Raw genomic sequence first — 13,276 nt, 5'->3', positions numbered from 1 at the left:
GAAAGCCCCGTAGAGGAGTTTATTATGAGTAACGCGAACCTCTTTGCGCTCTTTCAGAACAGCTATGCCGGAAAATCTGAACGGCCGGTGATTATCGATCCGGACGGGACGGTCAGATACAGTTTCGGTGATCTGGAGGAGTATACCGCCCGGATAGCTGCATTGTTGACTGAACTGCAGGTTGGCCGGGGCGACCGGGTCGTGGTTCAGGTGGACAAGTCGCCGGAAATGCTTTTTCTTTATCTTGCCTGTCTGCGCAAGGGGGTGATTTTCATTCCCCTCAATACCGCCTACACACAGGAGGAAGTTCGTTACTTCCTGAGTGATGCGACACCGGGGCTGCTGGTTTGTGATCCGGAAAAGGAACCAGCACTGAAGCAGGTGGCGGCCGATGTAGATGTCGCCCATATCCTCACCCTGGACAGTAATGGCACGGGAAGTCTGACCGATGCCGCAGCCGTCGTTAAGCCGGATGAAGCAATAGAGGAGATGGCCGATGAGGATATTGCCGCCATCCTTTATACTTCCGGTACGACCGGGCGGTCCAAGGGGGCAATGCTGACCCACAAGAACCTGTCCAGCAATGTGCAGGCTTTGCATCAGGTCTGGCAGTGGGAGCCGGGGGATGTGTTGCTGCATGCGTTGCCGATTTTTCACGCCCACGGTCTGTTTGTCGGCTGCCATCTGGCACTGCTGAACGGGTCGCCGATGATCTTCCTGGCAAAATTCGACCTGGATCTGGTGCTGGAGAATTTACCGAAGGCGACGGTATTCATGGGCGTTCCCACCTTCTACACACGGCTGCTGGGAGACCCGCGTTTCACGCCGGAGCTTGCCCAGGGCATGCGCCTGTTTATTTCCGGGTCGGCGCCGCTGCAGGCGGAGACCTTCACGGAATTTGAGCAACGTACCGGGAAAAGAATCCTGGAACGTTATGGCATGACTGAGGCTATCATGATTACCTCCAATCCCTATGAAAATGATGCCCGTGTCGCCGGGACTGTGGGGATGGCCCTGCCGGGTGTCAGCGTCCGGGTGGTGGATGATGAAGGTCAAATGTTGCCGGCCGGTGAAGTGGGAAATCTGGAAATTACCGGTCCCAATGTGTTCAAAGGCTACTGGAAAATGCCGGAAAAGACAGCCGAGGAATTCACGGATGACGGCTATTTCCGCACCGGTGATCTGGCCACCAGGTCTGAAGACGGCAGGGTGACCATTGTCGGGCGCAGCAAGGACCTGATCATTTCCGGCGGCTATAACGTCTACCCCAAGGAGATCGAGGCGGTTATTGATGACCTGGCCGGCGTGAAGGAATCAGCTGTCATTGGCGTGCCGCACAATGATTTCGGTGAAGCGGTCGTGGCCATTGTGGTGCGTGGACCGGACGGAAAGATTTCGGAAGAGGATATCATTGACGCCCTGAAGGGCAAGCTGGCCCGCTTCAAGCAACCCAAAAAGACCTTCTTTATGGAGGAACTTCCCCGCAACACCATGGGCAAGGTGCAGAAAAACGAGCTGCGTCAGATCCATCGGGACCTGTTCGCGGGATAGCGGGGTGCGCGCTGTCAGATATGACGCTTTTGGCGGTCCGGAGGTCCTGAAACCTGTGGAGATAGAGCCTTTACCTGCCCCGACGGGGCGGCAGGTCAAGGTGGCGGTCCGGGCGTCGTCGGTCAATCCTATCGATATGAAGATCCGCGCCGGATCCCTGGATGTGGGTATCCGGCCGCCGGCCGTGCCCGGGTTTGACGCGGCCGGAGAAGTCATCGAAACCGGTCCGGACGTCGCCGATTTTGCTGTCGGCGACAGGGTTTTCTATGCGGCTGATTTCAATTCTCCCTCAGGAACCCACGCCGACGAGCATCTGGTGGACGAGAGGGTCATCTGGCACATGCCTGAGGGACTGTCCTTTGTCGAGGCTGCCGCGCTGCCGCTGGCGGGCGGGACGGCGTGGGATGCGCTCAGCTGTCTGTACCCGGTGAGGGACGGTGATGCGGTTCTCATTCACGGCGGGACCGGAGGTGTGGGGGCGCTTGCCGTCCAGATCGCCCTGGCACGCGGTGCCAAAGTCTTCGCCACCTGCCACAGCAGCATGACCGGCCACCTGCGGGAAATCGGCGTGCGCAGGGTGATCGCCTATGACAGCGAGGAATTTGTCCGGGCCGTAGAGGAGTTATGCCCGGAAGGTGTGGATGTTGTCTATGACACGGTCGGGCGGGGGCTTCTTGAAAAATCCATTCCCGCTGTGGGGGATTTCGGCACCATGATCTCCATCGCGCCGCCGACCGGCAACCTGGACAGGGCCTATCGCAAGAACCTCACTGTAAAATTCCAGTTCTCACTGCGCGAACGGCGTAAGCTGAAGGGGCTTGCAGATCTTGTAGAAGCAGGAAAATTTCGCCCCCATATTCACCGGGTTTTTGCCCTCGGGGAAATATCCGATGCCCATGCCCTGCTGGCCGGCAGGAATCATGTCTTTGGCAAACTGGCGATTGATCACACGCTTTGAAAAAAGGGACCCCCGCACCAGGGAAGGTAAGACGTGCGGGGGCCAGTTTAAGTCAAGCAGAAAGCAGTTTGCCGGCGCCGGGGGCGACGGTCTTGAGGCCAAGCCGTTTCATCATCACGTAGGCCGTGGAGATACTGGAGGTAACGACCGGCAGGTCGGTCATGGCCTGGACCCTGTCTACGGCGGCCAGCGACGGCATCTGAACGCAGGCGGACAACACGACAGCGTCGGCGCCATCGGTTTTCAGGTCCTGGAAAATATCCACAAGGGCAAGCGGATCCCGGGCGCCAACTTCAAGATTGTCGTCAATTTCCAGACTGATGCTGTCCAGGGTCTCGATCCCTTCGGCGGCCAGATACTCAATCACCAGATTGGTGAGGGGGCGCATATAGGGGGCAATCAGGGCCACCTTGCGGGCGCCAAGATCATGGAGGGCTTCACACAGTGCGCCGGCGCTGGTGACAATAGACGCGTCACAGTTATTTTCCCTGCTGGCGGCAATCAGGTTCTTTTCTGCCGTATTGTGATAGCCGTTGCCGCGGCTCATGATCGCGACCAGGCAAGCGTATCCCATCACGTCCATACGCGCGTCTGCCAGTTCTGCCGCGCAACGCAGCGACTGGTTGTCCATTTCCTCCAGTTCTTCCTTGGTGACTTTCAGCATACGCATGCGGCTGGAATGAAAGCTGAACCGTTCCGGTTCGATCGATTCCCGGGCCCGAAAAATCGCCGGTATTTCCGTTTCCATGGTGGTGTTCGAGCTGGGCACGATCTGCCCGATTCTGATTAATTTTTGAGTCATTCTGGACCTGTCCCTGATATTTGCCCGCTCCGTGCGGGCATTGTTTCTTTGGTGAAAGGCGCTGAAAACCTAAAGAAATCAACGCCTCATCGATTGTGTAGAATAGATTTATAGATTTTCAATAAAAAATCAATTGAAATTCTATTTTAAATCTATTACCGATTAGTTACGGGTATGGCAGTCGACATTGACTGATCAGAAAAAGCAAAATTTAGAGGATTAAGATGAACTCAATTCACGTAGACCTTCTGGGCACCGAAACGCGTTTCTACGACACGGGTAAATACCGCACACGGACCATTGAGGTGGTTAACGACAAACAGCCGCTGTTCCTGCTGCACGGCGGTGGCGGCCATGCGGAAACCTATTCCCGCAACATGGTGGCCCTGTCCAAATCAAGTCATCCCTATGCCATTGATTTCATCTGGCATGGCATGTCCTCCCGGCCGGATTTTTCCAAGGCCGGGCCGAATGATAAGGATCACTGGCTCAGCCAGTTCACCGATCAGCTTCTCAACCTGATGGATCATCTCGGCATTGAAAAAGCGTCTGTCGAAGGAGAATCCCTGGGTGGCTGGATCGCCATGGATATGGCCATCAACCATCCTGATCGCACCGAAAAGGTTATTCTGAATACGGCCTGGGGAATGAGCTTCGACCCCAGCAAGGTTCACGAAGGCGACCATGACCTGGACGCTCTGCGGGAAACGTCAGTCAACGCTCTGATGAACCCCACCCCTGAACTGTTGCGCAAGCGGCTGGAATGGCTGATGCCTCTGGGCGGCGTGACCGATGAACTGGTGCAGTTGCGCTATGCACTCTGGTCGATTCCGGAAACCCGCGACGCACTGCTGAAATATTATGACTATCTGTTCGCGCCGAACATTGCCGAATTCTATTTCACGGAAGAAGATTTTCCGAAAATCGAATGTCCGGCCCTGGTCCTGTGGAGCGACAAGAATCCCATTCATGGCGTTGATGCCGCGGACCGTCTTGCGGAACTGATCCCCAATTCACAGAAACACATCATGGAAGGGTGTGCCCACTGGCCGCAGTGGGAACGACCGGAGGAACATGACGAGGTGGTGAACGCCTTTCTGGCCTCCTGAACCAGAATATTTTGTATAGACGAGGAGACTGTAAATGAATGAAGTAAAACCGGTGCGGCGCCGTTCGGGAGAAGGTGGCAAGCACGGCATCAGCGAGGCGAGGAAGAATGACGCCCGCACGCAGAGCCAGTATCAGCCTTACAAGGATGCGGAGTGGGGTTTTGTCAACCACTGGTATCCGGCCCTGTTCAGCGAGGAGCTGAAAGAAGAAGAGGTTGAAGGGATCACCATCTGCGGTATTCCGATTGTGCTGCGTCGCGTGGACGGCAAGGTTTACGCCCTGAAAGACCAGTGTATTCACCGGGGCGTGCGGCTTTCTTCCAAACCCATGTGCCTGACCAAAAACACCATCTCCTGCTGGTACCACGGTTTTACTTTCAATCTTGACGACGGCGATCTCAGCACTATCGTCGGCAACCCTGATGACAAGCTGATCGGCACCACCGGTATCACCTCCTATCCGGTGGAAGAAGTCGGCGGGATGATTTTTGTCTTTGTTCGTGAAGATGACTATCCGCTGGAAGATGTGCCGCCGCTTTCGGAAGACCTGCCGATCCGGTTCCCGGAGAGCAGCGAAGAGTTTCCCCATCCGCTGTGGCCGGCTTCACCCAGCCTGCTGGATGACAATGCCGTTTGTCTCGGCATGCACCGGACCGGTGAAGCCAACTGGCGCATCGCCTGCGAAAACGGTTTTGATAACGCCCATATCTTGGTGCACAAGGATAATTCCATTATCCATGCCAAGGACTGGGTACTGCCGTTGGGGATCCGCCCCGCCAGTGACGACTGTATCACCACCATGGAAGAGGAAGACAAGCCCAAGGGCTTGATGCAGTGGCTGTTTACCGACCGCTGGGAACCCATTCTCGAGAACAAGAAGGTCGATCTCAAAGTTGAAGGCCTGAACAGCCGCTTCTACCGCACTTCCGTGGTGCTTCCCGGTGTGTTGATGGTGGAAAACTGGCCGGAAGAACATGTGGTTCAGCTGGAATGGTATGTGCCGATCACCGACGACACCTATGAGTATTGGGAAGTCCTGGTCAAGGTCTGCAACACCGAGGAAGAGCGCAAAGCGTTCCAGTATCGCTTTGACGTTTTCTATAAACCGCTTTGCCTGGAAGGATTCAACGACTGCGATCTATATGCCCGTGAAGCCATGCAGGATTTCTACGCGGACGGCACCGGCTGGGACGACGAACAGCTTGTCGACACCGATGTATCGCCGATCACCTGGCGCAAGGTGGCGTCGCGCCATAATCGCGGCATTGCCAAACCGGGCAGGGGCGTGGACGGGTCTGTCAAGGCGTCCAGCATCCGCATGCGTCGTCTGGCGGAAGGCAAGAAGCTGGGCTATTTCGTGGAAAAAATCGAAGAATAAAGAGGAGAGGTCCTGCCGCAAGGCAGGGCCTTTTTTCTTCTCAGGGTAATTGAAGAAAAACCAAAAGGTACAAAGGGTATGTCAGGCGTAAAACATTCCGTAACGCTGAATTTTTCCGACGGGGAAAGCCGCCGGATCGAGGTGGCCGAGGATGAGAATATTCTCGATGTGGCGCTCGATCAGGAGGTTCCGCTTCTCTATCAGTGCAGGAGCGGAAGCTGCGCGGCCTGCCAGGCAAAACTTGTTGAGGGCAGTGCTGAAATGCGCAGGGATGTCGCGGCTTCCCTGCTGAAGAGCGAACAGCAGGAAGGCCAGCGTCTGATCTGTATTACCACACCGCAAAGCGACTGTACGCTTGAACTGGATTATGACAGTACGGCCGGAAGCAACCAGCCGGTCCGGGCCAACGCTTTTATCGATGCTATCGAATGGGTGTCCCGTGATGTGGTGAAACTGAGCATGGAACTGGCCGACGGGGACTGGATTGATTTTATCCCGGGGCAGTTCATTCAGGTCAAGGTTCCGGGAACCGAACAGTTTCGCAGCTATTCCTTTGCCAGTACGCCGGCGGACCTGCCGAAAATTGAACTGCTGATCCGTGTGCTGGAAGACGGCGTCATGTCGTCCTACCTGCGGGACCGGGCCCGGGTGGATGATGTGCTGGAAATCGAAGGCGCCTTCGGGTCCTTCTTCCTGCGGGACGGCGTCAAGGCGCCACACATCATGATCGCCGGCGGGACCGGGCTTGCCCCGATGATGTCCATGCTGGATGTGATCCGGGTCCGTAGCGGCAAAAAGCCGAATATCCTGCTCAGCTTTGGCTGCGTGGACCGGGACGGCCTTTTCTATGTCGAAGAACTTGATCTCAGGCAACAGTGGATGCCGACCCTGCAAAACCGGATCTCCGTCGATAAAGGGGAGGCGGAAGAGGGAATCCTTGTTGGAAATCCTGTTTCAAGTCTTGCCAGTGATGCAATCGATGAGAATGCGGTCGCCTACCTTTGCGGGCCGCCGGGCATGATCGAAGCCGCCCAGTCCTTCCTGCTCGACGCGGGACTGAAACCGGAAAATATACATGCGGAAAAATTTGTGCCCAGCGAGTAGTCGCCGGCACGGCAAAAATAACAAGTGGTGGAAATGCTAAAGGAGACAAGACAATGAGCGTCAGTGGACTGGGCTATCTGGCCCTGAATGTAACCAATATGAAGGAATGGCTGGAGATCGCCACGGGAATTTTCAGCATGGAAGTCCTGCAGAGAGCCGACAGCGAGGCGGTGGATCTCAGGATTGACGACTATCATCATCGCTTTACTCTCTATCCTGCGGCTGAGGACTCCATTGCAGCCGTGGGCTGGGAAACTAAATCCCTGGCGGACCTGGAAGACCTGGTCGGCCGGCTACGCGATTACGGCGTGGAAGTCACCAAAGGAACGGACGCTCTGAAGGAAGAGCGCAAGGTCATCGAGCTTTACCAGTTTATCGATCCGGCCAGCGGCACGCCATCGGAACTTTTCTATGCCCCGCAACGGGAAATGTATCCCTTCAAACCGACCCGCGGGATTGACGGCTACAAGACCGGCGACCTCGGTCTTGGCCATGTGGTCTATGTGGTCAGGGACTATGAGGAAAGCAAGAAGTTCTACGAGCGGGTGCTGGGCTTTAAACTCTCGGACTACATCATCTGGGACGACAAGGACGCCACCTTCTATCATTGCAATGCCCGCCATCATTCCCTGGCCATCATGAAGCCGTTCGGTGACTTCAAGGGCGGCGAATTCAACCATGTCATGATCGAGGCAAAATCCGTCAATGATATCGGTTATGCCTATGATGTGGCGCGCGAAATGCAACTGCCGCTGATCATGGAAATGGGCCGTCACACCAATGACCATGTCCAGTCCTTCTACATCGTGACACCGTCCGGTTTCGGGATCGAATATGGTTATGGCGGTCTGCTCATTGATGAAAACTGGAGCGTGCGCAGCTATGACTCGCCGCGTCTCTGGGGGCATCATTCACCGGAAGAGGAGTGAGTTTGCGGATGAGTGACCTCTTCAGACTTTCTGCGACAAAAGCCGCCCGGGCCATCGCCCGGGGGGAACTCACCTCGGAAGCCCTGGTTACCTCTTGTCTTGAACGTATTGAAGCGCGGGAAGGGACAGTGCGGGCCTGGGCCTATGTGGCCGCGGAACAGGCTCTGGCCGAAGCGCGGGAAAGAGACCGTTCTGCTGCCAGCGGTCCGTTGCACGGCGTCCCGGTCGGGATCAAGGATGTGATTGATACGGCGGATATGCCGACCGACTACGGCAGTGATGCTTTCGACGGTTTCCAGCCAAGGGAAGACGCCGAATGTGTCCGGCTGCTGAAGGAAGCCGGGGCCATAATTCTCGGCAAGACTGTCACTGCCGAATTCGCCACCTATCGTCCGGGGCCGACCCGCAATCCCCATAATCCGGATCATACGCCGGGGGGATCCTCCAGCGGATCTGCCGCGGCGGTGGCGGACTTTCATGTCCCCCTGACACTTGGCACCCAGACGGCGGGGTCGGTTATCCGGCCGGCGTCTTTCTGCGGGGTGATCGGTTTCAAGCCGACCCGCAAGCGCTATGACACCGGTGGTATGGTCGATACCGCCCATCATCTGGACACGCTTGGCGGTTTTGGTCGGGCGGTGGAAGACCTGGAACTGCTCGACAGTGTTCTCGGGAGCGAGACAAAGGATATCGAGCCGACGTCTGAACCGCCGAGGATCGGGCTCTACCGGTCAGGGGCCTGGAACCAGGCCAGCCCGGAAACCCAGAAACTATTTTTTGAAACCGCGGATGTTCTGCGGGACGCCGGCGCCGAGCTGATGGGGGTAGAGGGCAGTGAGCTGTTCGATCGTCTCGGGGAAGCCCAGCGCCTGATTCACATGCGGGAAGCCTGGATTTGCCTCGGTCCCGTTGTGGAAAAGCATGCTGACAGGATCAGCGATGTCCTCAAGCAATTCATTGCCGCGGGGCGCGATCTGCCGGCCGAAAAATATCTCGAGGCACTGGATATCCAGAAAGTCTGCGTGAACGAACAGGATAGTCTGTTCGGCGAATGTGATTTTCTGCTGACCCCTTCCGCACCGGGGATTGCCCCCTATGGCATCGATAGCACCGGAGATCCCGTCTTTAACCGGATGTGGACTGCGCTTGGTACGCCCTGTCTCGGATTCCCTGTGAAGGAAGGGGAGAAGGGGCTTCCGATCGGCCTGCAGATTATCGGCCGGCAGGGGCAGGACAGGGAAATTCTCGGCTTCGGTCACTGGATGGTCAATGTGGCCGGCCGCTGGCAAAGCAAACTGTAAAGCGATCATCAGGGAGAACGCTATGGAACCGACAACACAGATACCTTTCACGCAAGAACAGAAGCGCTGGTACGACCAGGCATGTGAAAAGCTGGACCAGGATCGCCTGAAGAAGCTTCTGTTTGACCTGACCGATATTCACAGTCCGACCGGGGCTACAGCCGACGCCAGCCAGTTTATGACGTCCTATATGAGCAATATGGGCATGAAGGCCGCCTACCATCCCATGAATGACATCTCAGGCAACACGCTGGGCGAATTGCGGGGCACCGGCGACGGCGCGACCCTGCTGCTTTACGCACCGATCGATACCCATCTCGAAGGAGATGAAAGCGATTATCCCTGGGCCGGTCCGAAACAGTATGTGGACCTGAAACCGCAGGCGAAAATGGTTGATGACTGGGTTTACGGGCTCGGTTCTTCCAACCCCAAGGCCATGGTGGCGACCCTGACCGAGGTGGTCAATGCCCTGATCGATGCGGACGTTCCTTTGGTCGGCGATATCAATCTGGGCTTTGCCGACGGCGGCATGCCGGTCACCATTCCCTGGCGCGATAATGCCGGGATGTCAAACGGCGTGGAGCATCTGATTAACCGCGGCATGGCGCCGGATTACGCCATTATCATGAAACCCTGGAACTGGGTATATCATGAGGAGCCGGGCATGGGCTGGTTCAAGGTCACGGTCTGGGGCACTCTGGGGTATGCCGGTGTGCCGCGCGGCCTGCCGGACTTCAGGAGTTCCATTGTTCCGGCCGCCGGTTTCATTCTCGAACTCGAGGACTGGCTCCAGGAATATACCGAACGCAACACTTCCGGCGTAATCCGGCCCGACGGCTGGATTTCGGCAGTGCGTGCCGGCTGGCCCGAGCGTCCGGCCTTTCCCTCTGCCGCTACGGAAATCTATTTCGACGTTCGCATCAATCCACGTACCAGCCCGGGCGAAGTCAAGGCGCAGGTAGCCAGCTTCATGCGGGATATTCAGGCGAAACATCCCGATCTCGAAGTGGAGTGGGAAATGTATGGCTCTACACCGGGTGGCACCACTGATCCCGACAACTGGATTATCCAGTCTGCCCGTCGCGGCTGGGAACATATTGAGGGTGAAAATTATCGTGACCCGGATTTGCTCGGCGGTCAGACAGACGGCGCTGCCCTGCGGCGCATGGGCATTCCCACAGCACGTATGGGCTGGCCCTGGCCGGCAGAGGGCTCCCCGGAAGAAATAGCCGAAGGGCTTGGCGGCATGGGGGCCACCTATGTGCCGGACCTTATGCCCTGCGCTCAAAAAATACTCTATGCGGTGATCGATACCTGCACCCGCAAGCGTTCAGAAACAGGTCTCTAGGCTGAAGGAGATACCTGGAAAGACAAAAATATTCAGCAACAGTCAAACCAAACCGGCAAACATGCCAAAATGGAGGATTTTAAGTATGTATATAATCAGGACAAAATACACAGGGTTAAAAAGTCTTTTGCTTGCCACCGCGGTAAGTACACCGTTGCTTGCGGGCACGATTGTCCAGGCGGAGGAAGAGGCGGCAGCCGAGAACGGCAATGTTTCGGTCTTTGAAGAGATCGTTGTGACGTCTCAGAAAAGGGAACAGATGATCCAGGACGTAGGGCTTGCCGTGACGGCCCTGTCCGGGGACCAGATGAGGGCGCTGGGCATGACCCAGAGCGTGGATGTGGCCCGTATCACGCCCGGGGTTTATGTTTCCGGCAGCATCGGCGGTCAGATGTCCCAGTTTACCATTCGCGGCGTGACCCAGAATGATTTTACCGACTCCGTGGAATCTCCGGTTGCCGTCTATGTGGACGAGGGTTACATCGCCATGATGCAGGGGCAGACCTTTTCCACCTTTGATGTTGATCGGGTGGAGGTGATCAAGGGGCCGCAGAGTACACTGTTCGGCCGTAACGCCACCGGCGGTGTGGTGCATTATATTACCCGCAAGCCGACCGAGGAAACCGAAGGTTTTGTCGACCTGACCTATGGCCGTTTCAACCAGGTCAAGGCGGAGGCTGCCATCGGTGGCGCCCTGTCTGATAAAGTGCTGGGCCGGGTTTCTGTTTTCTACAGCTATAACGACGCCTTCCTCAAGAACGAGTTCCCGGACGGCGCAGTCAATATCGGTGGTCCCGTGCCGGGTGGCGGCCAGGACCTGTATAACGACGATACCCTGGCCGGTCGGGCCCAGTTGCTGTTCAAGATCAATGATGAAGCGGAACTTCTGATCAGTGGTTTTGCGGCGGATTCCAATCTTTCCGAGGCGCCTTATCAGAATGTTGCCACCATAGCCGAAGTCGATGCCCAGGGCCGGGTGATCAACAGTTATTATTCCGATGCAGACGAAGTGCGCGAGGCCATCGGTCCCGGCGGCGTCAATGCGGAAGTTGACGGCAGCGGTGTGGCCACGCTTCGTCCGGTGCCGGGCGGTGATTTCTTTGGCTATATCGATCCGGACGGCAGCGGCTGGCGGACTTCCAAGGACTTCGCTTTCAGCGATATCAACCAGTTTACTACCTACGGAACAACGGCGAAACTGACCTGGGATATCGGAAACATGACCCTGATTGCCATTTCCGATTACAAGCATTTCGACAAGTTTGCTACCAACGACGTTGATGCCGGACCGGCGGATCAGTTTGTTTATGCCTCCGGCGCCGACGAAGATACCTTTACCCAGGAAATCAGGCTGGAAGGGGATAGCGACCGGTTCCGCTGGATCACCGGTCTGTACTATCTCTATATCGACAACTCAACACAGAATGGCTTCCTGGTTATGCCGTCCTCTGTCATGAGCCCGGCCTTCCTGGGGGCGGGTGTCGGGGCGGATCTGGTCAACCTGATCGACCTGACCACCAATTCCTATTCTGCCTTCGGCCAGATCGAATATGACCTGACCGACACGCTGACCTTCACCGCGGGGGCCCGCGTGATCCGCGAGGAAAAGGATTATGCCTTCTCCCAGGGGCTCTACGCCAATGCGGATAACCTGGCCATTGATACGAATACGCTGATCGTGCCGTTGCGGTCTGATTATGCAGAAAGTGCAGGCGATACTTTCTGGGCCGGGAAGGTTCAGCTGGACTGGCGCCCGACTGATGATCTGCTGGTTTATGCCGGCATCAACCGCGGGGTAAAGGCGGGAAGCTTCAATGCCAAGCTGCCTGACGGTTCCACGCCGCTGTCCGATGATGCGATCGGCTACGGCGAGGAAATCCTGACGTCCTATGAGATCGGTTTCAAGGCAACCTTTATGGATGGCAAGGCACGACTGAACGGTGCGGCCTACTATTATGACTATGAAGATTATCAGGCTTCTGTATTTTCCAACGTGTCCAGTGTGACCGAAAATGCGGATGCGATGATCAAAGGGATGGAGCTGGAACTGTTTATCAACCCGGCTTCCGGTCTCGATATCATGCTGAGCGCCAGTTATGTGGATGCCGAGGTGGAGAACCTGGAAATTGCGCCGGGTGTGTTCAGGGACGTGAAGCCGGCGTTTACCCCGGATTTCCAGGCCACCGGCCTGATCCGCTATGAGTTTGAACCGGAAGTCTTCGGTGGCCATGTTTCAGTTCAGGCAGATGCCACCTTTGTGGATGAAATCTATCACAATATCCGGAACTTCGACTCCCAGAAACTGGACAGCTATGTCATCACCAATGTGCGGGCAGACTGGACCAGTGTCGACATGGACTGGACGGTATCCGCCTTTGTCAGCAACGTCTTTGATGAAAGCTATGCGACCATCGGATTTGACCTGGCAAATCTGTGCGGCTGTAATGAAATGCTGTACGGCAAACCCCGCTGGTGGGGCGTCTCCGTTCGTCGTGATTTCTAGAATAAAAGCCAGTATAAAACTGGAGAGCGGGCCGGAGGATATTCCGGCCCGCTGTCTTTTAAGTGTTTGTTCTTTATTTTAACCAATATCGATACAGAACTCTTTCTTTTCATCCCTGTTCTCAGGTCACATGCATGAAGGTTGTGCGCAAAAATTGCGCACTACTGCCTTTAACTATCTGTAAAATATAACGTCTGTGGTGTGGACCAGAGGCCCCATTCCTAAATCTTTTTCCAGCAATAAATTCCCGTTTTCCGACCGCCGTCGTTGAACTGTCATATAGGCCTGCTAGG

Annotated in this window: 10 protein-coding genes; 9 read left to right on the top strand and 1 reads right to left on the bottom strand. The window is 56.1% G+C overall.

Annotated features, from left to right (window positions below):
* Window positions 1–24 precede the first annotated feature (24 nt).
* Both FIV46_RS08975 and FIV46_RS08970 read left to right on the top strand, forming a co-directional pair.
* Window positions 25–1,551, top strand: a complete 1,527-nt coding sequence (locus tag FIV46_RS08975; RefSeq protein WP_139940589.1) for a malonate--CoA ligase — start codon at window positions 25–27, stop codon at window positions 1,549–1,551.
* Between the two features lie 4 nt (window positions 1,552–1,555).
* Window positions 1,556–2,509, top strand: a complete 954-nt coding sequence (locus tag FIV46_RS08970; RefSeq protein ID WP_139940588.1) for a quinone oxidoreductase family protein — start codon at window positions 1,556–1,558, stop codon at window positions 2,507–2,509.
* A gap of 52 nt (window positions 2,510–2,561) precedes the next feature.
* Here the strand turns inward: FIV46_RS08970 and FIV46_RS08965 are convergent, their stop codons facing one another.
* Window positions 2,562–3,311, bottom strand: a complete 750-nt coding sequence (locus FIV46_RS08965) for a maleate cis-trans isomerase family protein (protein WP_139940587.1) — start codon at window positions 3,309–3,311, stop codon at window positions 2,562–2,564.
* Window positions 3,312–3,535: 224 nt separating this feature from the next.
* On the opposite strand from FIV46_RS08965, the gene FIV46_RS08960 reads away from it, so the two are divergent.
* The 7 genes from FIV46_RS08960 to FIV46_RS08930 all read left to right on the top strand — a co-directional run bounded on the left by FIV46_RS08960 (window position 3,536) and on the right by FIV46_RS08930 (window position 12,983).
* A complete protein-coding gene (locus FIV46_RS08960) occupies window positions 3,536–4,420 on the top strand; it encodes an alpha/beta fold hydrolase (protein ID WP_139940586.1) in 885 nt (294 codons plus the stop codon).
* A 34-nt stretch (window positions 4,421–4,454) separates the two neighbouring features.
* Window positions 4,455–5,798: a Rieske 2Fe-2S domain-containing protein gene (locus FIV46_RS08955; protein ID WP_139940585.1), complete on the top strand. Its 1,344-nt coding sequence runs from the start codon at window positions 4,455–4,457 to the stop codon at window positions 5,796–5,798.
* A gap of 78 nt (window positions 5,799–5,876) precedes the next feature.
* Entirely contained in the window at window positions 5,877–6,902 is a 1,026-nt protein-coding gene (locus tag FIV46_RS08950) for an FAD-binding oxidoreductase (protein WP_139940584.1), read from the top strand.
* 53 nt (window positions 6,903–6,955) lie between these two features.
* The gene (locus tag FIV46_RS08945) at window positions 6,956–7,831 is read left to right on the top strand and encodes a VOC family protein (protein ID WP_139940583.1); all 876 of its coding nucleotides are present in this window, start codon (window positions 6,956–6,958) and stop codon (window positions 7,829–7,831) included.
* Between the two features lie 8 nt (window positions 7,832–7,839).
* Window positions 7,840–9,132: an amidase gene (locus FIV46_RS08940; RefSeq protein WP_139940582.1), complete on the top strand. Its 1,293-nt coding sequence runs from the start codon at window positions 7,840–7,842 to the stop codon at window positions 9,130–9,132.
* A 22-nt stretch (window positions 9,133–9,154) separates the two neighbouring features.
* A complete protein-coding gene (locus FIV46_RS08935; protein ID WP_139940581.1) occupies window positions 9,155–10,480 on the top strand; it encodes a M20 family metallopeptidase in 1,326 nt (441 codons plus the stop codon).
* An 85-nt stretch (window positions 10,481–10,565) separates the two neighbouring features.
* The gene (locus FIV46_RS08930) at window positions 10,566–12,983 is read left to right on the top strand and encodes a TonB-dependent receptor (RefSeq protein WP_181163144.1); all 2,418 of its coding nucleotides are present in this window, start codon (window positions 10,566–10,568) and stop codon (window positions 12,981–12,983) included.
* The last annotated feature ends 293 nt before the right edge of the window (window positions 12,984–13,276 follow it).

It is taken from the genome of Emcibacter nanhaiensis, assembly GCF_006385175.1.
Taxonomy (GTDB): domain Bacteria; phylum Pseudomonadota; class Alphaproteobacteria; order Sphingomonadales; family Emcibacteraceae; genus Emcibacter; species Emcibacter nanhaiensis.
This window is presented reverse-complemented; position numbering and strand designations above follow the sequence as displayed.